The sequence below is a fragment of the Variovorax paradoxus NBRC 15149 genome, assembly GCF_001591365.1.
GTDB classification, from domain to species: domain Bacteria; phylum Pseudomonadota; class Gammaproteobacteria; order Burkholderiales; family Burkholderiaceae_C; genus Variovorax; species Variovorax paradoxus.
This window is the reverse complement of record NZ_BCUT01000001.1, coordinates 2,323,159-2,346,864: the sequence shown is the minus strand read 5'-3', so window position 1 is coordinate 2,346,864 and position 23,706 is coordinate 2,323,159. Positions and strand designations below refer to the sequence as shown.

Below are 23,706 nucleotides of genomic sequence, written 5' to 3'. Positions count from 1 at the left end.
CCATGGCGAACACCGCATCTCCCCGCCACGTGGCCGCCGAGCCCTATGGCTGGCCCTACAACGGCGCGCTGCGGCCCGGCAACACCGCGCTCATCGTGATCGACATGCAGACCGACTTCTGCGGCACCGGCGGCTATGTCGACGTGATGGGCTACGACCTTTCGCTGGTGCAGGCGCCGATCCAGCCGATCGCGCGCACGCTCGCGGCGCTGCGGCCGCTGGGCTTCCACATCATCCACACGCGCGAAGGCCACCGGCCCGACCTGTCCGACCTGCCCGCCAACAAGCGCTGGCGCTCGCGCCAGATCGGCGCCAACGGCGTGGGCATTGGCGATGACGGGCCGTGCGGGCGCATCCTGGTGCGCGGCGAGCCGGGCTGGGAGATCATTCCCGAACTCGCGCCGCTGCCCGGCGAGGTGGTGATCGACAAGCCCGGCAAGGGCTCGTTCTATGCCACCGACCTGGAGCCGATCCTGCGCACGCGCGGCATCGAGAACCTGATCCTCGCGGGCATCACCACCGACGTGTGCGTGCACACCACGATGCGCGACGCGAACGACCGCGGCTTCGAATGCCTGCTGCTGTCGGACTGCACCGCCGCCACCGACCATGGCAACCACCTGGCGGCGCTGAAGATGATCACGATGCAGGGCGGCGTGTTCGGCGCGCATGCCACCTCGCAGGCGCTCTTGGCCGCGCTGGACTGACGAAGGCATGGCCGACCCCACGCCCCACGCCATCGGCGCACTGCCTGCGGGCCACGGTGCGCTCGCGCTCGACACCTGCGAGCTGACCAAGCGCTTCGGCGCCTTCACCGCGATGGACCGCGTGACGATGCACGTGGAGCCCGGCACGGTGCATGCGCTGCTCGGCGAGAACGGCGCGGGCAAGAGCACGCTGGTGAAATGCGTGGCCGGCTTCCAGCGTGCGGAAGAGGGCAGCATCCTGATCGACGGGCGCGAGCAGGACATTGCCAACCCGATCGTGGCGCGCGCGCTCGGCATCGGCATGGTCTACCAGCACTTCACGCTGGCGCCGGGCATGACGGTGGCCGAGAACCTGCTGCTTGCGGGCGGCAAGACGCCGGCGCTGATCGACTGGAAGGCCAAGCGCGCGGAGCTCAGGGATTTTCTTGCGGCCACGCCCTTCAGCCTCGACCTCGATGCGCGGCCCTCCGAGCTTGCGGCGGGCGAGAAGCAGAAGCTCGAACTGCTGAAGCAGCTGTACCTGAAGCCGCGCCTGCTGATCCTCGACGAACCGACCTCGGTGCTCACGCCGCAGGAGGCCGACGAGGTGCTGGGCCATGTGCGCGAGTTCGCGAAGAGCGGCCTGTGCACGGTGCTCATCATCACGCACAAGTTCCGCGAGGTGATGGCGTACGCCGACGGCGTGACGGTGCTGCGCCGCGGCAAGGCGGTGCACCACTGCCGCGTGGCGGACACGAACCCGGCGCAGCTGGCGCAGGCGATGATGGGCGGCGAGGATGCTTCGGCGCCTGTACCGGCTTCGTCGCCCGTCGCGAGAAAACCGGTGCCCGATGCGGCACCCGTCGCCTTGCGCGTCGAGGGCCTCGAGGCGCAGGGCGACCGCGGCACGCTCGCGCTGCACGGGCTGAGCCTTGCGGTGCGCGCGGGCGAGATCCTCGGCGTGGCGGGCGTTTCGGGCAACGGCCAGCGCGAACTGGTCGAGGCGCTGGTCGGCCAGCGCGCGCGGCTGGCCGGCAAGGTGAGCGTGATGGGCCAGCCCTACAGCGCGCGCCGCGCGGAGAACCGCAGCCTCAAGGTCCGCAGCCTGCCCGAGGAGCCGCTGCGCAATGCCTGCGTGGGCGACCTCAGCGTGGCCGAGAACATGGCGCTGCGCGATTTCGACCGGCCGCCGCTGTCGCGCGGCGGCGTGCTGGACTTTCCGTTCTGGCGCCACCGGGCGCGCGAGTGGATTGCCGAATACGGCGTGAAGACGCAGGGCGAGGGTGCGCCGATCCGCAGCCTGTCGGGCGGCAACGTGCAGCGCGCGGTGCTGGCGCGCGAGCTGGCCGGCGACATCAATGTGCTGATCGCGGCCAATCCGGTGTTCGGCCTCGACTTTGCCGCCGTGGCCGAGATCCACGAGCGCATCGTGCAGGTGCGCGAGAAGGGCGGTGCGGTGCTGCTGATCAGCGAGGATCTCGACGAGCTGCTGGAGCTGGCCGACCGCATCGTCGTGATGAGCGAAGGGCGGATCGTGTTCGAGACTTCGGCTGCGGGGGCAGAGAGGCATGTGATCGGGGCGCACATGGGTGGGGGGCACCATGAGCCTTCGAAGGCTGCGGCATGAGTGCCCCGCTTGCTGTTGGCGGGCCGCCCGGCGTGCGGTGCGGCGCGGTCGGCCCCACTGTGCCGGCCGCTTCGCGGCTGCCCTGCGGTGCTCGCGTTTCGCGGGGTCTCGCAGAACTCGCTTCGCTCAAACAGCTGCGAGCCCTGATCCGCGAAACGCTGCGCTCCTCGGCGGCACAGAGGGGCCGCCCACCCCGCACCACACACCGGGCTCGGCGGTGGAGTGTTTGCCCCCGGTGCGCCATCGCCGCGCCCGGCATGAACAACAACGAGAGCAAGCATGCGCATAGAAACTGCCAACCCCTTTCCCTACGACTTCGAGCTGAAGAACACCGCGCTGGTCCTCATCGACATGCAGCGCGACTTCATCGAGCCCGGCGGCTTCGGCGAAACGCTGGGCAACGATGTGTCTTTGCTCGAAGCGATCGTTCCGGCCACAAAGGCGGCGCTGCAGGCATGGCGGGAGGCCGGCGGCCTCGTGGTGCACACGCGCGAGGCGCACAAGGCGGATCTTTCCGACTGCCCGCCCGCCAAGCGCAACCGCGGCAACCCGAGCCTGCGCATCGGCGACCAAGGGCCGATGGGCCGCATCCTCGTCGCCGGCGAACCGGGCAACCAGATCATCGATGCGCTGGCGCCCGTCGATGGCGAGATGGTCATCGACAAGCCCGGCAAGGGCGCGTTCCATGCCACCGGCCTGCATGAGCTGCTGCAAGCGCGCGGCATCACGCACCTGCTGTTCGGCGGCGTCACCACCGAGGTCTGCGTGCAGACCAGCATGCGCGAGGCCAACGACCGCGGCTACGACAGCCTGCTGCTCGAAGACTGCACCGAGAGCTACTTTCCGGCCTTCAAGGCGGCCACGCTCGACATGGTCCGTGCGCAGGGCGCGATCGTGGGCTGGACCGCGCCGAGCAGCGCGCTGCGGGCGGTGCTCGGCCAAGGGCAATGACTGCGACTACCATTCCCCACGTGCCTACCGCCCGACCCCGCTCCGCTTCGCCCGCCCCCGCTTCCGACGCCACCGTTTTCCGCACGCGGGCCGACGAGGTCTACGCGCAGCTCAAGCGCGACGTGGCCGATTTCATCCTCGTGCCCGGCGACCGCTTCACCGAGAACGAGATCAGCGACCGGCTCGGCGTCTCGCGCACGCCGGTGCGGCAGGCGCTGTTCCGCCTGCAGCAGGAAGGCTTCGTCGAGGTGCTGTTCCGCAGCGGCTGGCGCGTGCTGCCCTTCGATTTCGACCAGTTCGAGCAGCTCTACGACCTGCGCATGGTGCTCGAGACCACCGCGGTGCACCGCCTCTGCGAAGCCGACCGCCGCGTCGACCGCAGCCTGCTCGACGCGCTGGCCGAGATCTGGCTCGTGCCCGCGGCCCAGCGCAGCAGCGACACCGCGCAGGTGGCGCAGTGGGACGAGGCCTTCCACTGCGCGCTCGTGGCCGCGGCGGGCAACGCCGAGATGGCGCGCGTGCACCGCGACGTGACGGACCGCATCCGCATCATCCGCCGGCTCGACTTCACCCAGCAGCCGCGCATCGACGCCACGTATGAAGAGCACGCCAAGATCTTGAAGGCCGTGCGCGCCAACCGAGGCGAGCAGGCCGCGATGCTGCTGCGCGCGCACATCGAGACCAGCCAGGCCGAGGTGCGCAAGATCACGCTGCACCAGGTGCACCTCGCGCGGCACGCGGGCAAGGCGGCGCCGCGCTGAAGCGGCCGGCGGGGCTACAGCGTGAAGTCGTAGTCCACCGTGATCGGCGCGTGGTCGCTGAACTTGATGGTCTTGTAGATCTGCTCGCTGCGCGCGAGCGCGCCCAGGGCCGGCGTGGCCAGGTGGTAGTCCAGCCGCCATCCCACGTTGTTCGCGTAGGCCTGGCCGCGGTTGCTCCACCAGGTGTAGGCCTCGCCCGTGGTGTCGGGCTTGAGCAGGCGGTAGACGTCGACCAGGCCCGCGCCGTCGGCGCCGGCGTCCAGCAGCCGGGTCATCCAGGCGCGCTCCTCGGGCAGGAAGCCGCTGTTCTTCTGGTTGCCGCGCCAGTTCTTGAGGTCGATTTCCTTGTGGGCGATGTTGATGTCGCCGCAAAGGATGAATTCGCGCTCCTTCTTGAGCGCGGTGAGGTGCGGAAAGAAGCCCTTCAGGAAGCGGAACTTGGCTTCCTGCCGCTCTTCGCCCGAACTGCCGCTCGGGAAGTAGCAGCTGATGATCGAGAGCTTGCGCCGGGGCGTGTCGAAGCGCAGTTCGAGATAGCGGCCCTCGGCGTCGAATTCGGCATCGCCCCAGCCCACCACCACGGCGCTCGGCGCGTGGCGGGTGTAGATCGCGGTGCCGGCGTAGCCTTTTTTCTCGGCGAAATGGAAATGGCCCTTGAGGCCGGCCATTTCCTCGAAACGGCCTTCGATGTCGCTCGCCTGCACCCGGATCTCCTGCATGCAAATACAATCCGGCGCAAGTTCGGCCACCCAGTCCGCCACCCCCTTCGTGGCGGCCGAACGCAGGCCATTGAGATTGAGGCTGGTCAGTTTGAACACAAGGAATTTCCGATGGCTGTAGATGGTGTGCAAGGCAGCGCGGTGGCGCAGGATTTCGTCCAGTTCGCACTCGACGCAGGGGTGCTGCGCTTTGGCGAGTTCAAGACCAAGGCCGGACGAATGAGCCCTTATTTCTTCAATTCGGGGCTCTTCGACGACGGCGCCAAGATCGCGCGGCTCGCCGGATTCTATGCAGACCGGCTGATCGAGAGCGGCGTCGAGTTCGACATGATCTTCGGCCCCGCCTACAAGGGCATTCCGCTGGGCGCCACGGTGGCGGCCGAACTGGCCCGGCGCGGCCGCAACCATCCCTTTGCCTACAACCGCAAGGAAGCCAAGGCGCATGGCGAGGGCGGCAACCTGGTGGGCGCGCCGCTCAAGGGCCGCGTGCTGATCGTCGACGACGTGATGTCGGCCGGCACCGCGGTGCGCGAATCCATTGCCGCCATCGAAGCCGCGGGCGCCACGCCGCACGCCGTGGCCATTGCGCTCGACCGGCAGGAAAAAGCCACCGAGAACGGCGTCGACGTGGACCACAGCGCCGTGCAGTACGTGCGCCACCAGCTGGGCCTGCAGGTGGTGGCGATTGCCACGCTCGACGACCTGCTGAACTACCTCTCGGGCAGCGCCGCCGCCGACCTGGGCGTGCATCGCGAGCGGGTGCTCGCCTACCGCGCGCGCTACGGCGCCAACTGAGATCGACGCCGTGCCCATTCACAAGCCCGGCCTGGCGGCCCGACCGTTCGCAGCCCCCTGGGTGCTGCTGTTGCCGATGGCACTCTGGGCTGGCGCGGTCCCGGCGCAGCCCGCACCGGCGCCGGCCGCGGGCATTTATTCATGCACCGATGCGCGCGGCCGCACGCTCACGGCCGACCGCCCGATTGCCGAATGCGTCGACCGCGAACAGCGCGAACTGAGCCCGAGCGGCACCACGCGCCGCCGCATCGAACCCACGTACACCGCCCGTGAACTGGCCGAGCGCGAAGACCGCGCCCGCGAGGCCGCCCTGCAGGCCGCGCGCCTGACCGACGAGCGCCGCCGCGAGCGCGCACTGCTGGTGCGCTATCCCAACGCCGAAGTGCATGACCGCGAGCGCGCCGAGGCGCTGGTGCAGATCGACGCGGTGATCCAGGCCGCGAAGAAGCGCCTGGCCGAACTCGCCGAAGACCGCCACAAGATCGACGAGGAGCTCGAGTTCTACAAGCACGACGTGAGCAAGGCGCCCGGCGCCGTGCGCCGCAAGCTCGAGGACAACGCGCAGAGCGTGGCGGTGCAGAACCGCTTCATCGGCGAGCAGGAAGACGAGAAGAAGCGCGTCAATGCGCGCTTCGACGAGGAGCGCACGCGCTTGAAGCAGCTCTGGTCCCCCCAGAACGGCGGCATCAAGCGCTGAGGCTCAGCCCAATTTTGCTTTCAGCAGCTCGGTCACCTGCGCCGGGTTCGCCTTGCCGCCGCTGGCCTTCATCACCTGGCCCACGAGGCCGTTGAGCGCCTTTTCCTTGCCGCCGCGGTATTCCTCGACGTTCTTCGCGTTCTTGGCGATCACCTCGTCCAGGATCCTGTCGAGCGCGCCGGTGTCGCTCATGGGCTTCAGGTCCCTGGCCTCGATGATGGCGTCGACATCGCTGCCTTCGCCGGTCCAGAGCGCGTCGAACACCTGGCGCGCGGCGTTGTTGGGCAGCGTGCCGTCGGCAATGCGCCCGACCAGCTGCGCCAGCTGCTGCGCCGTGACGGGCGCGGCCTCGATGCCGATCTCCTGCGCGTTCAGGCGGCGCGCCATTTCGCCGGTGATCCAGTTGCTCGCGAGCTTGGGCGTCGCGCCGGCCTTGACCGCATCGTCGAAGTAGCGCGCGAGCGCCGGGCTCTGCGTGAGCTGCGCCGCGTCGTATTCGGACATGCCGTGGTCGCGCACATAGCGCTCGGCCATGGCGCGCGGCAGCTCGGGCATGGTGGCGCGCACGCGCTCGATCCACTCGGCCTCGATGGCCAGCGGCGGCAGGTCGGGATCGGGAAAGTAGCGGTAGTCGGCCGCGTCTTCCTTGGTGCGCATGGTGCGCGTCTCGCCGGTGTCGGGGTCGAACAGCACGGTGGCCTGCTCGATCTTGCGGCCGTCTTCCAGCTCGTTGATCTGCGAGTTGATCTCGTAGTCGATCGCCTGCTGCATGAACTTGAAGCTGTTCAGGTTCTTGATCTCGCGCCGCGTGCCGAGCTTCTCGCCGGGCTTGCGCACCGACACGTTGGCGTCGCAGCGGAAGCTCCCTTCCTGCATGTTGCCGTCGCAGATGCCGATCCAGGTGACGATCTTGTGCAGCTCGCGCGCATAGGCCACGGCCTCGGCGGTGGAGCGCATGTCGGGCTCGGTCACGATCTCCAGCAGCGGCGTGCCGGCGCGGTTCAGGTCGATGCCGCTCTGGCCGATGAAGTTCTCGTGCAGCGACTTGCCCGCGTCTTCCTCGAGGTGGGCGCGCACCAGGCGCACGGTCTTCTTTTCTTCGCCAAGGAAGAAAGAGACCGCGCCGCCCTGCACCACCGGGATCTCGTACTGGCTGATCTGGTAGCCCTTGGGCAGGTCGGGGTAGAAATAGTTCTTGCGCGCGAACACGCTGCGCGGCGCGATGTGCGAGCCGAGCGCCAGGCCCAGCTTGATGGCGCGTTCGACCGCGCCCTTGTTCATCACGGGCAGCGTGCCGGGCAGCGCGAGGTCGACCGCGCAGGCCTGCGTGTTGGGCTCGGCGCCGAAAGCGGTGGAGGCGCGGCTGAAGATCTTGCTCGCGGTCGAGAGTTGCGCGTGCGTCTCGAAGCCGATGATGACTTCATAGCCGCGCACCAGCGGGCCGGTCGGGCGGCCTTCTTGCTGTGCTTCGAAAGTGTTCACGGGTTCGCTCATTTCAAAAGCCCTCCGGCGTGCGCATGTGCCAGTCGGTGGCTTGCTGGAAGCGGTGGGCTGCGTTCAGCAGCTTCGCTTCGCCGAAGTAGTTGCCGATCAGCTGCAGGCCGACGGGCATGCCGGCGTCGAAGCCCGCGGGCACGCTCATGCCCGGCAGGCCGGCCAGCGAGGCAGGCAGCGTGAAGATGTCGGCCAGGTAGTCGGCCACCGGATCGCCGCCGTGCTCGCCGATCTTCCAGGCGGTGGTCGGCGCGGCCGGGCCGGCGATCAGGTCGCACTGCCTGAAGGCCTGCTGGAAGTCGTCGGCGATCATGCGGCGCACCTTCTGCGCCTGCAGGTAGTAGGCGTCGTAGTAGCCGTGGCTCAGCACGTAGGTGCCGATCATGATGCGGCGCTTCACCTCGTCGCCGAAGCCTTCGGCGCGCGTGCGCTCGTACATCTCGGCCAGGTCCTTGTACTGCTTGGCGCGGTGGCCGAACTTGACGCCGTCGAAGCGGCTCAGGTTGCTCGAGGCTTCGGCCGCGGCCAGGATGTAGTACACGGGAATCGACAGCTCGGTGAGCGGCAGCGACACCTCGACGCGCTTGGCGCCGAGCTTTTCGTACTGCACAAGGGCCGCATCGATGGCCGCGCGCACGCCGGGTGCCACGCCTTCGCCGAAGAACTCCTTCGGCACGCCGATGCGCAGGCCTTCGAGCGAATCGCCGAGCGAACGGCCGAAGTCTTCGGCGGGCTTGTCGAGCGAGGTCGAGTCGCGGTCCAGGTCGGGGCCGCAGAAGGCCGACAGCAGCAGCGCGCAGTCTTCGGCCGAGCGGGCCATCGGGCCGGCCTGGTCGAGGCTCGATGCGAAGGCCACCATGCCGTAGCGCGAGGCGCGGCCGTAGGTCGGCTTGATGCCGGTGATGCCGCAGAACGAGGCCGGCTGGCGGATCGAGCCGCCGGTGTCGGTGCCGGTGGCCGCAGGGGCCAGGCGCGCCGCCACGGCCGCCGCGCTGGCGCCCGAGGAGCCGCCCGGAATGCGCTCGCGGTTCCACGGGTTCTGCACCGGCACGGCCTTGTCGTGGCCCACGGCGGGCACGGCGACGTTCTCGTTGGCCGAGCCCATCGCGAATTCGTCGCAGCTGAGCTTGCCCAGCGTGACCGCGCCGGCCTCGGCCAGGCGGCGCACCACGGTGGCGTCGAAGGGCGAGCGGTAGCCCGCGAGCATCTTGGAGCCGGCGGTGGTGGCGAAATCGGTGGTGACGAAGATGTCCTTGTGCGCGATCGGCACGCCGGCCAGCGCCGGCGCGTTGCCCTTGGCAATGAGCGCGTCGGCCGCGCGGGCCTGGGCCAGCGTGACGTCTTCGTTCACGTCGACGAAGGTGCCGAGCGATTCGTGGGCCTTCATGCGGCCCAGGAAGACCTGCGAGGCCTCGACGGCCGAAACCTTGCGCTCGGCCAATGCCTTGGCCAGGTCAGCCACGCCCATCTGGTGCAATTCGCCGCTCATTCGATCACCTTCGGCACGAGGAACAGGCCGGCTTCGACGGCCGGGGCGCTCTTCTGGTTGGCTTCGCGGTTGTCGGGTTCGCTTGCCACGTCGTCGCGCAGGCGCAGCGTGATGTCCTCGACAGCGGCCACCGGATGGGCCAGCGGCTCGACTCCGGCGGTATCGACCGAACGCATGCGTTCGACCAGGTCAAAGAAGCCGTTGATCTGGCTGAGCATGCGCTCGCTTTCGTCGGAAGCAAGCTGCAGCCGCGCCAGGGAGGCGATGCGTGCAATATCTGAGGCGGAAAGTGACATGGGTCGGACCGGTCGAAAAAACCGGAAGTAATCGCACGCCGGAGAGGGTGCTAACACGGGATTCAGAGGGGATTCGGGTATTATCCCGCCTTTGCCGCAACCCCCGCGAACGCGCCGGCTTTTGCGCCAAAAACGATCAATTCACCCCGTCATACGACCCAAAAAACAGAGCGACGACCTGCCGACGCGCAGGCGTGCTCCAGAGGATTCCGCACATGTTTGGAGCTTTCCGTCGGTACTTTTCCACCGACCTGGCGATTGACCTCGGCACCGCCAACACCCTGATCTTCGCCCGCAACAAGGGCATCGTGCTGGACGAGCCCTCGGTCGTCGCCATCCGCCACGAAGGCGGTCCCCACGGCAAGAAGGTGATCCAGGCCGTCGGCCGCGAGGCCAAGGCCATGCTGGGCAAGGTGCCCGGCAACATCGAGGCGATCCGCCCGATGAAGGACGGCGTGATTGCCGACTTCGTGATCACCGAGCAGATGATCAAGCAGTTCATCAAGATGGTGCACCCGCGCACGCTGCTCACGCCGAGCCCGCGCATCATCATCTGCGTGCCCTGCGGCTCCACCCAGGTCGAGCGCCGCGCCATCAAGGACGCGGCCGAGGCGGCAGGCGCCACGTCGGTCTACCTGATCGAGGAACCCATGGCCGCGGCCATCGGCGCCGGCCTGCCCGTCAGCGAGGCTTCGGGCTCGATGGTGGTGGACATCGGCGGCGGCACCACCGAAGTGGGCGTCATCAGCCTGGGCGGCATGGTCTACAAGGGCTCGGTGCGCGTGGGCGGCGACCGCTTCGACGAAGCCATCATCAACTACATCCGCCGCAACTACGGCATGCTGATCGGCGAGCCGACGGCCGAGGTCATCAAGAAGAACATCGGCTCGGCCTTCCCGGGCTCCGAGGTCAAGGAGATGGAAGTCAAGGGCCGCAACCTCTCCGAAGGCGTGCCGCGCAGCTTCACCATCAGCAGCAACGAAGTGCTGGAAGCCCTGACCGATCCGCTCAACAACATCGTCTCGGCCGTGAAGAACGCGCTGGAGCAGACGCCCCCTGAACTGGGCGCCGACATCGCCGAGCGCGGCATGATGCTGACCGGCGGCGGCGCGCTCTTGCGCGACCTGGACCGCCTGCTGGCCGAGGAAACCGGCCTGCCGGTGCTGGTGGCCGAAGACCCGCTGACCTGCGTGGTGCGCGGCTGCGGCATTGCGCTGGAACGCATGGACCGCCTGGGCAGCATCTTCACGAGCGAGTAAAAGGCGTAAGCCATCATCGGCCGGCCTCTGCTTGCGCAGGCCGGCTTTTTTGCCATCTGACGTTGCACACAGCCAGGTCCGAACCATGCCCTTGGGCACGCTCGATCGCACAGCCCCACCCCTGTTCAACCAGGGGCAGTCGGCGCTCAGCAAGCTGATCTTCTTCGGCGCGCTCTCGCTGTTCCTGATGGTGGCCGATGCGCGCTTCCACCTCGTGCAGCCGCTGCGCGCGGCCGTCGGCGCGGTGCTCTACCCGGTGCAGTGGCTGGCGCTCAAGCCGGTGCAGATGATGATGGGCGGCAGCCGCTATTTCGAAGACCTGCAGACGGCCCAGCGCAACGAGGACGAGGCGCGCAAGGCGCTCATGCTGCAGGCCGAGCGCGCGAGCCAGGCCGACACGCTCGCGCAGGACAACGCGCGGCTGCGCGCGCTGCTCGAACTGCGCCAGACCACCCAGGCGCCGGGCCGCGCGGCCGAGGTGCTGTACGACGCGGCCGACCCCTACACGCGCAAGATCGTCATCGACCAGGGCCTCACGCAGGGCGTGGCGCCCGGCTCGCCCGTGATCGACGCGCACGGCGTGCTGGGACAGGTGACGCAGGTGCAGCCCTTCACGAGCGAGGTCACGCTGGTGATCGACCGCGATCTTTCCATTCCCGTGCAGAACACCCGCACCGGCGTGCGCAGCGTGGCCTTCGGCGACGCGTCGGCGCATGGCGGCGGGCTGGAACTGCGCTTCATGGCCGCCAATGCCGACCTGCAGGAGGGCGACCTGCTGTCCACCAGCGGCGTCGACGGCGTCTATCCGCCCGGCCTGCCGGTGGCGAAGATCGAGCGCATCGAGCGCCGCGCCGATTCGGCCTTTGCGCGCATCTACTGCGTGCCGCTGGCCCGCGTGACGGCCGCGCGCTACGTGCTGGTGCTCGCGCCCACCGGCGCTCCCTCGGCGCCGCCGGCCCCGGCGCCCGCCGCCGCGGTGCGCAAGAAGCCCGAAGCCAAGCCGGCCGCCAAGGCGGACAAGGCCACCGACAAGGCCGACAAGAAAGCCGCGGAGCGCGCCCGATGATCAAGCGTCCCGGACAACAGCAGCTCCTGCTGCCCGTGAGCCCGCTGTTCATGTGGGCCAGCCTGGTGGTGGCGCTGCTCATCAACATGATCCCGATCGGCCGCGCCGCATGGATGCCCGACCTGCTCGCGCTGGCCATCGTGTTCTGGGGCGTGCACCAGCCGATGCGCGTGGGCATCGGCGCGGCCTTCGTCTTCGGGCTGTGCATGGACGTGCACCAGTCGTCCATGCTGGGCCAGCATGCGCTGTCCTACACCACGCTGGGCTTCTTCGCGATCACCATCCACCGGCGCCTGCTGTGGTACCCGGTGGCCTCGCAGGCGCTGCAGGTGCTGCCGCTCTTTGCGCTGTCGCAGCTCATCGAGGTGATCACGCGGCTGGTCGGCGGCGGCGTGTTCCCGGGCTGGAGCGTGCTGGTCTCGCCCGCCATCGAGGCCGCGCTGTGGCCGCTGGCCACCGCCTTGCTGCTCGCACCGCAGCTTCGCACGCCCGACCCCGACGAGAACCGGCCGCTGTGAATTCGCCCGCATTTGCCATGGCCACGGCCCGCGCCTAAGCTCGCACTTTCCCCGCCATGACCGAAATCCGCAACGTCGCTGCCGACCTCGCGCGCTTCAAGCGCCGCGTGGTCGTGATCGGCCTGGCGGTGCTGTTTGCCTTCAGCCTGCTGTGCGCGCGGCTGGTGTACCTGCAGGTGGTGCGCCACGAAGACCTGGCGGAGCAGGCCGAGAGCAACCGCACGGCCATCGTGCCCGTGGTGCCCAACCGCGGCCTGATCCTCGACCGCAACGGCATCGTGCTGGCCTCCAACTATTCGGCCTACACGCTGGAGATCACGCCTTCGAAGGTGGGCGACGTCGAGGAGACCATCGAAAGCCTGACCCAGGTGCTCGAGATCTCGCCGCGCGACCGCCGCCGCTTCAAGCGCCTGCGGGAAGACTCGCGCAGCTTCGATTCCATTCCGATCCGCACCCGCCTGAGCGACGAGGAGGTCGCGCGCTTCGCTGCGCAGCGCTACCGCTTCCCGGGCGTGGAGATCAAGGCCCGGCTGTTCCGCAACTACCCGCACGCCGAGCTGGCCTCGCACGTGCTTGGCTACATCGGCCGCATCAACCAGCGCGAGAAGACCGCGATGGAAGACTGGGACGAGGAAGACCAGGCCAACTACAAGGGCACCGACTACATCGGCAAGCTCGGCATCGAGCAGAGCTACGAGAAGACGCTGCACGGCCAGACCGGCGTCGAGCAAATGGAAACCTCGGCCGGCGGCCGCGCGGTGCGCCGGCTCGCCAGCCACCCGGCCACGCCCGGCAACACCGTGATGCTGTCGCTCGACATCAAGCTGCAGAAGCTGGTGGAAGACATGTTCGGCGACCGCCGCGGCGCGCTGGTGGCCATCGACCCCAAGTCCGGCGAGGTGCTGGCCTTCGTGAGCAAGCCCACCTTCGACCCCAACCTGTTCGTCGAAGGCATCGACACCGAGAGCTGGCAGGCGCTGACCGAATCGCTCGACAAGCCGCTTTTGAACCGCGCGCTGCGCGGCACCTACCCGCCCGGCTCCACCTACAAGCCCTTCATGGCGCTTGCGGCGCTGCAGACCGGCAAGCGCGGCCCCAACGTGGTGGTGAACGATCCTGGCTACTTCAACTTCGGCGGCCACCGCTTCGGCAGCCCCGAGGGCAACATCGGCGGCGTCGACATGCGCCGCTCGATCCAGCTGTCGAGCAACATCTACTACTACTCGCTGGCCAATGAAATGGGCGTGGACCTGATCCACGACTTCATGAAGCCGCTGGGCTTCGGCCAGATCACCGGCATCGACCTGGGCGGCGAGGTGCGCGGCGTGCTGCCGAGCACCGAGTGGAAGCGCAACGCCTACAAGCGGCCCGAGCAGAAGAAGTGGTATGCGGGCGAGACCATCTCGCTGGGCATCGGGCAGGGCTACAACGCCTTCACGATGCTGCAGCTCGCGCAGGCCACCTCCATCGTGGCCGACGGTGGCCGCAAGCACAAGCCGCACCTCGTGCTGGCCACGCGCAACACCGTGAGCGGGCAGGTGGTGCCGCTGCCCCAGCCGCCGGCCGAGAACCTGGGCTATTCCGCGGCCAACGTCGCGGTGGTCCGCGAGGGCCTGACCAGCGTGGTCACCAGCGGCACTGCGCGCGGCGTGTTCGCCGGCGCGGGCTACCAAGCGGCCGGCAAGACCGGCACCGCGCAGGCCGTGACGCAGGCGCAGAACACCAAGTACAACGCGCGCGCGCTCGAGGAGCACCAGCGCGACCACGCGCTGTTCATGGCCTTTGCGCCGGTCAACGATCCGAAGATCGCGCTCGCGGTGATCGTCGAGAACGCCGGCTGGGGCGCAGGCGCGGCGGCGCCCATTGCGCGCCGCGTGTTCGACTACTGGCTGATGGACCAGTATCCGAGCGAGGCCGACATGGCCGCCATCAAGGTCGGCAAGGCCACCGCCCCGATCGGCAAGCCGCGCGTGGCCAGCGAAGTGGCTTGGCCGGCAGCGTCGGCCGCCGCAACCGCCCCCTGAATCTTGCTCCCTCTCCCTCCGGGAGAGGGGACAACACCAACGTCAGGCCACCACCGTACCGCTGACCTCGCCCAGGCCGATGCGCACCGCGCCTGCGCGCTCGCAGTAGCCGCGGATCACCAGCGTGTCTCCGTCCTCGAGGAAGGTGCGCTTCTCGCCGTTGGGCAGCGTGATCGGCTGCTTGCCGCCCTGCGTGAGCTCGATCAGCGAGCCGGCCTCGTCGGGCTGGGGGCCCGACAGCGTGCCCGAGCCCAGCAGGTCGCCGGGCTGCAGGTTGCAGCCGTTCACCGTGTGGTGCGCGACCAGCTGCGCGGCGGTCCAGTAGGCGGCCTCGGTGGTGTTGCCGCGCGTGAGGCGCGCGGGCGCCAGGCCTTCGGCGCGCATCTTCGCGGTCTGCAGCAGCACTTCGAGCGTGATGTCGAGCGCGCCGCTTTCACGGTTCGAGGGCGCATCGAGGTACGCGAGCGGCTGCGGATCTCCCGCGGGCCGCTCGAAGCGGGCGCGGAACGGCGCCAGCGCCTCCATCGTCACGATCCACGGCGACAGCGTGCTTGCGAAATTCTTCGAGAGGAAGGGGCCGAGCGGCTGGTACTCCCAGGCCTGGATGTCGCGCGCCGACCAGTCGTTGAGCAGCGCCACGCCGAACAGGTGGTCCTCGGCCTCGGCGATGGCAATCGGCTCGCCGAGCGCATTGCCGCGGCCGACGAAGAAGCCCAGCTCCAGTTCGTAGTCGAGCCGCTTCGAGGGGCCGAAGCCGGGTTCGGCCGCGTCGGGCGCCTTGGTCTGGCCCTGCGGCCGCTTGAAGACCTGCCCGCTCACGCCGATCGACGAGGCGCGGCCGTGGTAGCCGATCGGCACCCACTTGTAGTTGGGCATCAGCGGCTGGTCGGGGCGGAACAGCTTGCCGATGGTGGTGGCGTGGTGGATGCCGGTGTAGAAGTCGGTGTAGTCGCCGATGCGGCAGGGCACGGTCATTTCGGCCTTGGCTTGCGGCAGCAGTGCCTTGGCCCAGGCCGCCTGCTGGCTGCTGCCTTCGGCCAGGCCCGCGGAGATGGCCGCGCGCAGCGCCTGGCGCTCCTTCACGCCCGCGTTCATCAGCGCATTCATGTCGTCGCTGTCGACGAGGCCGGCCGCCTTCAGGTCCAGCACCTGGTCGCCGATGGCCACGCCGATGCGGAAAGCCTCGCTGCTGCCGGCCGTGCGGAAGCGCCCGAAGGGCAGGTTCTGGATCGGGAAGTCGCAGCCGGCTTGGTTGGCGGAGGCGACCCAGCTGCGCAGCTTCGGGTCGTGGGTGGCGTTCAGTGCGGTGGTGCTCATGGCGTGTCTTTCGTTGAAATTCGGTTCAGTCGGCGGTCATGCCGGCTTTCCTGGCGACGTCGCCCAGGCGCTGGTATTCGGTTTGCGTGAGCGTGGCCAGCTCCTGCGCGGTCGAGCCGCGCGGCGAGAAGCCGGCCTGCTGCAGCTTGGCCTTCACCTCGGGCATCGCGAGCGCCTCGACGAAGGCTTCGTTCAGCGCCTTCACGATGGGCGCCGGCAGGTTCGCCGGGCCGTACACGCCGAACCACGGGTCCAGCGCATAGCCCTTGAGCCCGGCCTCGGCCATCGTCGGCACATCGGGCAGCGAGGGCGAACGCGCCGGCCCCGCCACCGCCAGTGCGCGCAGCTTGCCGGCCTGGATGTGCGGCAGCGACGCCGGCAGGTTGTCGAACATCAGGCCGATGTTGTTGCCCAGCATGTCGGTGATGGCCGGGCCGCTGCCCTTGTAGGCCACGTGCACGAGCTCGGTGCCGGTCATCTGCGCGAACATCACGCCCGCCAGGTTCATCGAGGTGCCGGCGCCGGCCGTGGCGTAGGGCAGGCCGGGGTTCTTCTTCGCGGCCGCGACCAGGTCGGACACCGACCTGATCGGCGAGCTGGCGGGCACTTCGAGCACGATGGTCGAGGTGCCGAGCAGGCTGATGGCCGTGAAGTCGCGGCGCGGATCGAAGGCCATCGACTTGTAGATGTGCGGGTTGAGCGCATTGGTCGAAATGGCGCCGAAGCCGATGGTGTAGCCATCGGGCGCGGCCTTGGCCACGGCGTCCATGCCGATGTTGCCGCCCGCGCCGCCGCGGTTGTCGATCAGCACCGGCTGGCCCAGCTTCTGCGAGACCTGCTGGCCCACGGTGCGCGCCACAAGATCGGTGGTGCCGCCGGGCGTGTAGGGCACGATGAAGCGGATGGGTTTCGACGGAAACTCCGCCGCATGCGCCGCGAGCAGGGGCGCGGCGAGCAGCGCGATGGCGGCCGCGCGGCGCGTGATTCCAAATGCGTTCTTCATGGCTTGAACTGGTCCTTCAGGCCCGCCCAGCAGTCGGCGTAATCGGTATCGAGCGCGGGGCTCTTGAGCGCGAAGTCCGTCGGAATGAACCGGTAGCGGCTCTCGAACATGAAGGCCAGCGTGTTGTCCAGCTTGTGCGGCTTCAGGTCGGCGTGCGTGGCCTTGTCGAAGGCTTCCTCGTCGGGGCCGTGCGGCACCATGCAGTTGTGCAGGCTCGCGCCGCCGGGCTTGAAGCCGCCCGGCTTGGCGTCGTATTCGCCGAGCACAAGGCCCATGAACTCGCTCATGAGGTTGCGGTGGAACCAGGGCGGACGAAAGGTGTTCTCCATCACCATCCAGCGCGGCGGAAAGATCACGAAGTCGCAGTTCGCGGTGCCGGGCGTGTCGCTCGGCGAAGTCAGCACGGTGAAGATCGACGGGTCGGGATGGTCGAAGCTGATGGAGCCGATCACCATGAAATTGGCCGTGTCGTACTTCACCGGCGCCAGGTTGCCGTGCCAGGCGACCACGTTGAAGGGCGACTGCCTGGCCGGTGCCTTCCAGAAGCGGCCGCCGAATTTCTTCACCAGCTCGTAGGCGCCGCCGTCATCCTCGAAGGCCGCCACGGGCGCCTGGAAGTCGCGCGCGTTGGCCAGGCCGTTGGAGCCGATCGGGCCGAGCTCGGGCAGGCGGAAGTGCGCACCGTAGTTCTCGCAGACATAGCCGCGCGAGAGCCCGTCGGGCAAGGCCACCTTGAAAGCCATGCCGCGCGGCAGCAGCGCGATCTCGCCGGGCTTCACGTCGAGCACGCCGAGCTCGGTGGTGATCACGAGGCGGCCCTGCTGCGGCACCACCAGCATCTCGCCGTCGGCGTTGACGAAGGCGCGCTGGTCCATCGAGCGGCCCGCCAGGTACATCAGCGAGCCGATGCCCACCTGCGATTCGGCATCGCCGTTGGCCGCGATGGTGTGCATGCCGTCGATGAAGTCCGCTGCGGCCGCGCCGCCCTCGAGCGGCATCGGATGCCAGCGCAGCGGCTCGGGCGGCAGCGCGATCTCGCGGCCGGCGCCGGTGGTCCAGTGCGCCTGCGCATACGGCTGGTAGCGGCCCGACACCACCGAAGGCTGGCGGCGATACAGCCAGCTGCGGCGGTTCTCATGGCGCGGCGCGGTGAAGGCGGTGCCCGAGAGCAGCTCGGTGTAGAGGTCGAAGGGCGCGCGCTGCGGATTGTTGCGGCCCTGCGGCAGGGCGCCGGCAACGGCTTCCGAGGCGTACTCGTTGCCGAAGCCGCTCTGGTAGCGCCGTTCGGTATGGGCGGTTGGGTTGGTCATGGTGTTCTCTTTCGAAAATCAGGGCGAGAGCCGGCCCGTGTTCAGCTGCCGCGCGCGGCCTCGAAGGCCTCGCGCAGCACGGCCAGCGAGCCGATGTGGTTGGCCAGCACAAGCACGAGCCGCGCATTGAAGGCGTGGCTCTCCTCGGTGGAAAGCCCCTGGTGCGCCTCGATCAGCGCCTCGTAGAAATCGTCGGGCGCTTCGAGGTTCGGTGCGGTGATCAGTTGTTGTTGCATGGGGGTCCTCATGCCTTGGCCAGTGCGCGGCCGATGGCTGCGCGGATGTTTTCTGCCGTGGGTTGCCGCCAGCGCGCGCACACATGCTGGTCGGGCCGCAGCAGGTAGACGGTGCCGGGCTGCACGTCGTAGCGCTGCACGGCGAGCTCGCCTGCGGGCGTCGCGCCTTCCACGCGCACCACGTGCAGCGGAAGGTCGCAGGCCTTCAGCGCCTGCAGGCTGCGCTCGGCCGCTTCGTCCTTGCCGAACAGCAGCGCCGTGAACTGCGCCACATGGCATTCGCGCAGCAGCCAGCCGCTGCTGCCGTCGGCGCGCACGATGGGCGCATCGGCCGCCGCGGCACCGGGCACCATCGCACCCGCAAACACATCGGTATCGGGCGTGTTGAGCGGCGAATCGCGCAGCACCGCGGGCAGCGAGAGCCGCCCGCTGTTGACCAGCGTGCGCGCGAAGGCGTGGCGCTTGGTGAGCTCCAGCACCGCGTCGCGGAACAGCCGGCTCACTTCGCTCTTGGGCGTGATGAAGTCGGTGGCGCGCGTGGAGTGGCGGATGTTCTCGTCGGCCGCGTATTCGCGTTCGCTGGCATAGCTGTCGAGCAGCGCGTCGGGCGCCTCGCCATGGAGCACGGCCGCGAGCTTCCAGGCGAGGTTGTCGGCGTCCTGCACGCCCGAGTTGGCGCCGCGCGCGCCGAAGGGCGACACGCCATGCGCCGAGTCGCCCGCGAACAGCACGCGGCCGTGGCGGAAGCGCTCCATGCGCTGGCAGGCGAAGGTGTAGACGCTGGCCCAGCCGATCTGGAACTGCACGCCATCGAAGCCGATGCTGTCGAGCAGCGCGCGCACGCGCGGCATGATGTTCTCGGGCTTGCGCTCTTCCACCGGGTCGGCGTCCCAGCCGAGCTGGAAGTCGACGCGCCACATGCCGTCGGCCTGCTTGTGCAGCAGCACGCTCTGGCCGGGGTGGAACGGCGGGTCGAACCAGAAGCGCCGCTCCGTCGGAAGCTGGGCATCCATCGTGATGTCGGCGATCAAGAAGCGGTCGCGGAAAGTGCGGCCCTTGGCTTCGAGGCCCATCAGCTGCCGCAGGTTGGAGCGCGAGCCGTCGCAGGCGCCGACGTAATCGGCGGCCAGCTGGTAGTTGCCTTCGGGTGTTTCGATGGTCAGCAGCGCGCCGTCATCGCGCGGCTCGATGCCCGTGACCTTGTGGTTCCAGCGCAGGTCGATCAGCGGCAGGGTGGCGGCGCGCTCGACGAGGTAGCCCTCGACGTAGTACTGCTGCAGGTTGATGAAGGCCGGGCGCTCGTGGCCGGGTTCGGGCAGCAGGTCGAAGCGGTAGACCTGCTCGCCGTGGAAGAACACCTTGCCCACGTGCCACGACACGCCCTTGTCGACCATGCGGTCGCCGCAGCCGAGGCGGTCGAACACTTCGAGCGTGCGCTTGGCAAAGCAGATCGCGCGCGAGCCGCTGGACAGGGTGTTGTCGTTGTCGAGCAGAACCACCGGCACCTGGCGCAGCGCCAGGTCGATGGCCAGCGTGAGGCCGACCGGGCCGGCACCGACGATCACCACCGGGTGGCGGGCGGGCTTGGACGCGTCCTGGTCGGCATGGCGCCTGTAGTCGAAGCGCAGGCTTTGATAGTCGATCACGTGTTGTCTCCGTGTCTTTGTATTGCTTTGCTCCTTCCCCCTCCGGGGGAAGGCTGGGATGGGGGCTGACTGCGCTCGTTGCGGGCGCCGCGTGCCCCCACCCCAGCCCTCCCCCGGGAGGGGAGGGAGCAAAACCGGTCAGCCCTCGAGTGCCTTCCACATCTCGATGTCCCGCTCGGCCGTCCACACGCGCGGATCGGCATGGCCCGAGGCCTCGTCGTACGCGCGGCTCACGTCGAAGGGCATGCAGTGGTCGAAGATCACCCACTGGCTGTACTTGGGCTTGAGCTTGGCGTAGGTGTCCTTGTAGACCGTGTTCAGGTCGCGCCCGGCCTTCACGCCTTCCTGCACGCTCGCGTACACGTCGGAGATGAAGTTGCGCGTGCCGGCCAGGCCCTCGGCCACTTCGGCCGGCGTGGTGAGCGCGGCGCCGCGGCCGGGCACCAGCGCGGCGGGCTTGAGCGCGGCGATGTTGTCCAGCGTCTGCGGCCAGTCCTGGAAGTAGGCGTCGCCCGCATACGGCGTGGCGCCGAACTCGACCAGGTCGCCCGACAGCAGCGTGCGCTCCCCGGGCAGCCAGACGACGGTGTCGCCCTTGGTGTGGCCGCGGCCCAGCTGGATCAGCTGCACCTCGAGCTTGCCGAGCCACAGCGTCATCTTGCCGGTGAAGGTCATGGTGGGCCAGGTCAGGCCCGGCGGCACCGTCTCGACGTTCTGGAACAGGCGCGGGAAGCGGCCGATCTCGCTGGCCTTGTCGGCTTCGCCGCGCTCCACGATCAGGTCGCGCGTGTCCTGGCTGGCCAGGATGTGCTCGGCACCGTAGCCGGCCGCGCCCAGCACGCGCACCGCGTGGTAGTGCGTGAGCACCACGTACTTGATCGGCTTGTCGGTCACTTCGCGGATGCGGCGCACCACGTCGGCCGCCATGGCCGGCGTGGCCTGGGTGTCGGCCACCAGCACGCAATCGTCGCCGATCACGATGCCGGTGTTGGGGTCGCCCTCGGCCGTGTAGGCCCAGGCGTGTTCCGAGATCTGGCTGAAGGTGATCTTCTTCTCTTCCATGTCGGCCTGGCTGGCGAACTTCTTGGCTTGGCTCATCGTGTGTCTCCGTCGGGTGGATCGAAATTTGATTCGTCTAAAGCAAATGAATTTGCGGTTAACGAATTCCTGGAGTGTAAGCCCGAGATCAGTTCATGTCTAATCCCTTCTTCATGAACGAACAACCAGACGCCAAGGCGGGCCATGGCAGCCAATGACAACGACCGCGCCGCCCAGCGCGGCATCCAGAGCATCGAAGTGGGTGGCCAGCTGCTGCGCGCGCTGGTGCACCACGGCCGGCCGATGGCGCTGAAAGACCTGGCGCGCGAAGCCGACATGACGGCCGCCAAGGCCCATCCGTACATGGTGAGCTTCGGGCGGCTCGGCCTGATCGAGCAGGACCGCGCCAGCGGCCACTATCTGCTCGGCCCGCTGGCCTTGCAACTGGGGCTCATCAGCCTGCAGCAGGCCGACCCGGTGCACATTGCGACGCCGCTGATCGCCGAGGTGGCGCAGCGCATCGGCCACACGGTGGCGCTCGCGGTCTGGGGCGCGCGCGGCGCCACCATCGTGCGCACGGCCGAATCGCCGTCGCCGGTGCACGTGAACATGCGTCACGGCACGGTGTTCTCGCTCACCAACACGGCCTCGGGCCGGGTCTTTGCCGCCTACCTGCAGGCCGATGCGGTGCGGCAGCTGCTCGACGCCGAGCGCCAGCGCCAGAAGCAGCGCAAGGCCGGCGAAGAGCCGCCCGCGGCCGGCATGCCGCCGCAGCCGCCGCTGCCTTCGTGGAGCGAATTCGAACGCCAACTGCAGGAAGTGCGCGCGCACGGCATCAGCCGCTCCGAAGGCGAGGTGATCGAGGGCGTGAGCGCCATGGCGGCGCCGGTGTTCGACCACACGGGCGCCATCGTGCTGTCGGTCACGGCCATCGGCCCGGCCGCCATCTTCGACACCGCCTGGGACGGCGAAATCGCACGCGCGCTCAAGGCCTGCGCGGGCACGGTGTCCGCGCGGCTGGGCGCAACGTCTGGCGGAAGAAAGGCTTCCGCACCGCTGGATCCATGAGCAGCCTGGGCACCGCTTCCTCTTCCACATCGCCCGTCGAATCCGCCATTGCCCTCCTGGGCGCCGCCCGGCGCATCGCCGTGCTGTCGGGCGCGGGGCTGTCCAAGGCCTCGGGCATTTCGACCTACCGCGACGCCGACGGCCTCTGGATGAACCAGAACGCGCTGCAGTTCTCCCATGCCGAAGACCTGCAGCGCGACCCCAGGGGATTCACCCGCTTCTGGGCCCGGCGGCTTTCCACCGTCGAGGCCGCGCAGCCGAACCCCGGCCATGCGGCGCTCGCACTGCTGCAGCGGCTGCGCCCCGCCACGCGGCTCGTCACGCAGAACGTCGACGGCCTGCTCTCGATCGCGGGCGGGCTGGACGTGCTCGAACTGCACGGCTCGCTGCGCCGCTGGCGCTGCGACCACTGCGGCAACCGCCGCGGGCCCTGGCCCTTTCACCGCTGCATGCGCTGCGCCTCGCGCGCCCGGCCCGACGTCGTGATGTTCGGCGAGATGCTGAACCCAGGCGTGCTGCACGACGCCCAGGTGGCGGCGCAGGAATCGGACGTGTTCATGGTGGTCGGCAGCACGGCGGTGGTCTACCCGGCGGCCGAGCTGCCGCAGCTGGCGATGTCGCGCGGCGCGCGGCTGATCACGCTCAACATGGAGCCGCTGCCGCAGCTGGACGCGGCGGCTGCGGTGGTCCTGCGCGGCGCGGCGGAGGTTCTTCTGCCGCGGCTCCTGGCGGGGATCGGCGGCTGAGGGCTCGCGCTCAGCCCTTCTTGCCCCCCAGCAGCACCAGCGCCCCGCCCACAACGATGGCGGCCACGCTGGCCCAGGCCGGGAAGTTGACCTGCTGCTTTTCCTTCACCGAGAACTCCAGCGGCCCCAGCTTGGCCTGGTGCGTTTCCTTCGTGAAGCTGAAGCCGCCGAGGCCGAGGCCCGCGATGCCCGCGACGATGAGCAGGATGCCGATGATGCGTGTGGCGTTCATGGTGGGTCTCCTCCGTTGGTGAAAAAAGCGCTTCGAGCCGAGCTTACTGCCGCGGCAGCTGGTCCACCCACTGCACGACCTCGGCCACGGCCGCATCGGTGGCCGCGGCCAGCGCCTTGACGCCGCCGGGTGCATCGGCGCTCGGCGCGGGGCGGCGCACGGTGAAGCTGCGCTGGCCCAGCACGCGGTCGCCGCCGGTGGTGCCGCGGATCAGCGTGGCGCGCAGGCGCACCAGGCCGGCGCTGCTGCTGGCCGATTCGAAGTAGTGGCTGAACTCGTCGAGCGAGATGCGCAGCGTGTCGGGCACCTTGCCCTCGGCGCGCGCAATGGTCGCGCTTTCTTCCGGGCCGAGCACGGTGCGCCGCTCGGCGAGCGCGTCGCGCAGCCGCTGGCGCAGCAGCTGCGCCGGCGCCAGGCTCCAGCGCGACTGGCCGTAGGGGCGCAGCTCGTTGGCATCGGCATAGCCGAGCCGGTAGAGGATCTGCGTGCTGTCGAGCCGCGTGTTGCTCTCGATCTCGGCCAGCGCGAGCGTGGGCAGCGCGGCCGCGGGCGGGTTGGCGGCTGGGGCCGATGCGGCCGGCCCGGGTCCGAAGTCGTACAGCGTGGCGCGCGCGGGCTTGTCGGGCAGGGCGCTGCAGCCCGCAAGCAGCAGCAGCGCGAGGCCGGCGCAGGCGGCCAGGCGCGGAGGGAGGCGAAGGACGGCGTTCTTCTTCATCATGGTCATCATC

The 23,706-nt window shown here is 69.0% G+C and carries 24 protein-coding genes; 12 read left to right on the top strand and 12 right to left on the bottom strand.

From position 1 onward, the window contains the following. Positions 1-2: 2 nt before the first annotated feature. From biuH to VPA02S_RS10910, 4 genes are all read left to right on the top strand, one after another. The gene (gene biuH / locus VPA02S_RS10925; RefSeq protein WP_062363788.1) at positions 3-707 is read left to right on the top strand and encodes a biuret amidohydrolase; all 705 of its coding nucleotides are present in this window, start codon (positions 3-5) and stop codon (positions 705-707) included. 7 nt (positions 708-714) lie between these two features. Next, the gene (locus tag VPA02S_RS10920) at positions 715-2,313 is read left to right on the top strand and encodes an ABC transporter ATP-binding protein (RefSeq protein ID WP_012745438.1); all 1,599 of its coding nucleotides are present in this window, start codon (positions 715-717) and stop codon (positions 2,311-2,313) included. Positions 2,314-2,592: 279 nt separating this feature from the next. Continuing rightward, complete coding sequence (locus VPA02S_RS10915) at positions 2,593-3,264, top strand: cysteine hydrolase family protein (RefSeq protein ID WP_012745439.1); 672 nt, start codon at positions 2,593-2,595, stop codon at positions 3,262-3,264. Next, positions 3,261-4,025 carry a GntR family transcriptional regulator gene (locus VPA02S_RS10910; protein ID WP_012745440.1) on the top strand — a complete coding sequence of 255 codons (765 nt, stop codon included), beginning with the start codon at positions 3,261-3,263 and terminating at the stop codon, positions 4,023-4,025. The genes VPA02S_RS10915 and VPA02S_RS10910 overlap by 4 nt, the downstream gene beginning before the upstream one ends. A 14-nt stretch (positions 4,026-4,039) precedes the next feature. On the opposite strand, the gene VPA02S_RS10905 is transcribed toward VPA02S_RS10910, so the two are convergent. After that, positions 4,040-4,843, bottom strand: a complete 804-nt coding sequence (locus tag VPA02S_RS10905) for an exodeoxyribonuclease III (RefSeq protein WP_012745441.1) — start codon at positions 4,841-4,843, stop codon at positions 4,040-4,042. 12 nt (positions 4,844-4,855) lie between these two features. On the opposite strand from VPA02S_RS10905, the gene pyrE reads away from it, so the two are divergent. Beyond that, the gene (gene pyrE, locus VPA02S_RS10900) at positions 4,856-5,539 is read left to right on the top strand and encodes an orotate phosphoribosyltransferase (RefSeq protein WP_062363786.1); all 684 of its coding nucleotides are present in this window, start codon (positions 4,856-4,858) and stop codon (positions 5,537-5,539) included. Between the two features lie 10 nt (positions 5,540-5,549). Further along, positions 5,550-6,236, top strand: coding sequence for a DUF4124 domain-containing protein (locus VPA02S_RS10895; RefSeq protein ID WP_012745443.1), 687 nt, complete (start codon positions 5,550-5,552; stop codon positions 6,234-6,236). A gap of 3 nt (positions 6,237-6,239) precedes the next feature. On the opposite strand, the gene gatB is transcribed toward VPA02S_RS10895, so the two are convergent. From gatB to gatC, 3 genes are read right to left on the bottom strand one after another with little or no spacing between them, the layout of a single operon-like run. Continuing rightward, a complete protein-coding gene (gene gatB, locus VPA02S_RS10890; RefSeq protein ID WP_041945421.1) occupies positions 6,240-7,730 on the bottom strand; it encodes an Asp-tRNA(Asn)/Glu-tRNA(Gln) amidotransferase subunit GatB in 1,491 nt (496 codons plus the stop codon). Between the two features lies 1 nt (position 7,731). Further along, positions 7,732-9,219 carry an Asp-tRNA(Asn)/Glu-tRNA(Gln) amidotransferase subunit GatA gene (gene gatA / locus VPA02S_RS10885; protein ID WP_012745445.1) on the bottom strand — a complete coding sequence of 496 codons (1,488 nt, stop codon included), beginning with the start codon at positions 9,217-9,219 and terminating at the stop codon, positions 7,732-7,734. Next, complete coding sequence (gatC, locus tag VPA02S_RS10880; RefSeq protein ID WP_012745446.1) at positions 9,216-9,515, bottom strand: Asp-tRNA(Asn)/Glu-tRNA(Gln) amidotransferase subunit GatC; 300 nt, start codon at positions 9,513-9,515, stop codon at positions 9,216-9,218. The genes gatA and gatC overlap by 4 nt, the downstream gene beginning before the upstream one ends. 215 nt (positions 9,516-9,730) lie before the next feature. On the opposite strand from gatC, the gene VPA02S_RS10875 reads away from it, so the two are divergent. The 4 genes from VPA02S_RS10875 (at position 9,731) to mrdA (ending at position 14,382) form a co-directional block, all read left to right on the top strand. Next, on the top strand, positions 9,731-10,774 hold the full coding sequence (locus VPA02S_RS10875; protein ID WP_007833435.1) for a rod shape-determining protein: 1,044 nt from the start codon (positions 9,731-9,733) through the stop codon (positions 10,772-10,774). Positions 10,775-10,859: 85 nt separating this feature from the next. Further along, positions 10,860-11,840 carry a rod shape-determining protein MreC gene (gene mreC, locus VPA02S_RS10870; RefSeq protein WP_012745447.1) on the top strand — a complete coding sequence of 327 codons (981 nt, stop codon included), beginning with the start codon at positions 10,860-10,862 and terminating at the stop codon, positions 11,838-11,840. Beyond that, positions 11,837-12,358, top strand: a complete 522-nt coding sequence (gene mreD / locus VPA02S_RS10865) for a rod shape-determining protein MreD (RefSeq protein WP_012745448.1) — start codon at positions 11,837-11,839, stop codon at positions 12,356-12,358. The genes mreC and mreD overlap by 4 nt, the downstream gene beginning before the upstream one ends. Before the next feature lie 56 nt (positions 12,359-12,414). After that, positions 12,415-14,382, top strand: a complete 1,968-nt coding sequence (mrdA, locus tag VPA02S_RS10860; RefSeq protein ID WP_012745449.1) for a penicillin-binding protein 2 — start codon at positions 12,415-12,417, stop codon at positions 14,380-14,382. A gap of 42 nt (positions 14,383-14,424) precedes the next feature. Here mrdA and fahA read toward each other — a convergent pair whose 3' ends face one another. From fahA to VPA02S_RS10830, 6 genes are all read right to left on the bottom strand, one after another. Beyond that, complete coding sequence (gene fahA, locus VPA02S_RS10855; RefSeq protein WP_062363784.1) at positions 14,425-15,699, bottom strand: fumarylacetoacetase; 1,275 nt, start codon at positions 15,697-15,699, stop codon at positions 14,425-14,427. A gap of 25 nt (positions 15,700-15,724) precedes the next feature. Beyond that, complete coding sequence (locus VPA02S_RS10850; RefSeq protein ID WP_062363782.1) at positions 15,725-16,702, bottom strand: Bug family tripartite tricarboxylate transporter substrate binding protein; 978 nt, start codon at positions 16,700-16,702, stop codon at positions 15,725-15,727. Further along, positions 16,699-18,012, bottom strand: a complete 1,314-nt coding sequence (hmgA, locus tag VPA02S_RS10845) for a homogentisate 1,2-dioxygenase (RefSeq protein WP_062363779.1) — start codon at positions 18,010-18,012, stop codon at positions 16,699-16,701. The genes VPA02S_RS10850 and hmgA overlap by 4 nt, the downstream gene beginning before the upstream one ends. 41 nt (positions 18,013-18,053) lie before the next feature. Beyond that, positions 18,054-18,248 (bottom strand): DUF2783 domain-containing protein, encoded by a 195-nt coding sequence (locus VPA02S_RS10840; RefSeq protein ID WP_012745453.1) that lies wholly within the window; start codon positions 18,246-18,248, stop codon positions 18,054-18,056. A gap of 8 nt (positions 18,249-18,256) precedes the next feature. Beyond that, positions 18,257-19,894 carry an FAD-dependent oxidoreductase gene (locus tag VPA02S_RS10835; protein WP_012745454.1) on the bottom strand — a complete coding sequence of 546 codons (1,638 nt, stop codon included), beginning with the start codon at positions 19,892-19,894 and terminating at the stop codon, positions 18,257-18,259. A 138-nt stretch (positions 19,895-20,032) separates the two neighbouring features. Next, positions 20,033-20,992: an MBL fold metallo-hydrolase gene (locus VPA02S_RS10830; RefSeq protein ID WP_012745455.1), complete on the bottom strand. Its 960-nt coding sequence runs from the start codon at positions 20,990-20,992 to the stop codon at positions 20,033-20,035. A gap of 144 nt (positions 20,993-21,136) precedes the next feature. On the opposite strand from VPA02S_RS10830, the gene VPA02S_RS10825 reads away from it, so the two are divergent. Together VPA02S_RS10825 and VPA02S_RS10820 are read left to right on the top strand one after the other, a co-directional pair. After that, the gene (locus tag VPA02S_RS10825) at positions 21,137-22,000 is read left to right on the top strand and encodes an IclR family transcriptional regulator (RefSeq protein ID WP_062363777.1); all 864 of its coding nucleotides are present in this window, start codon (positions 21,137-21,139) and stop codon (positions 21,998-22,000) included. After that, positions 21,997-22,746, top strand: a complete 750-nt coding sequence (locus tag VPA02S_RS10820) for an SIR2 family NAD-dependent protein deacylase (protein ID WP_062363775.1) — start codon at positions 21,997-21,999, stop codon at positions 22,744-22,746. The genes VPA02S_RS10825 and VPA02S_RS10820 overlap by 4 nt, the downstream gene beginning before the upstream one ends. A gap of 10 nt (positions 22,747-22,756) precedes the next feature. On the opposite strand, the gene VPA02S_RS10815 is transcribed toward VPA02S_RS10820, so the two are convergent. Then, positions 22,757-22,978 (bottom strand): hypothetical protein, encoded by a 222-nt coding sequence (locus VPA02S_RS10815; RefSeq protein WP_012745458.1) that lies wholly within the window; start codon positions 22,976-22,978, stop codon positions 22,757-22,759. Between the two features lie 43 nt (positions 22,979-23,021). Further along, positions 23,022-23,693, bottom strand: coding sequence for an ABC-type transport auxiliary lipoprotein family protein (locus tag VPA02S_RS10810; protein WP_439951156.1), 672 nt, complete (start codon positions 23,691-23,693; stop codon positions 23,022-23,024). Positions 23,694-23,706: the final 13 nt, after the last annotated feature.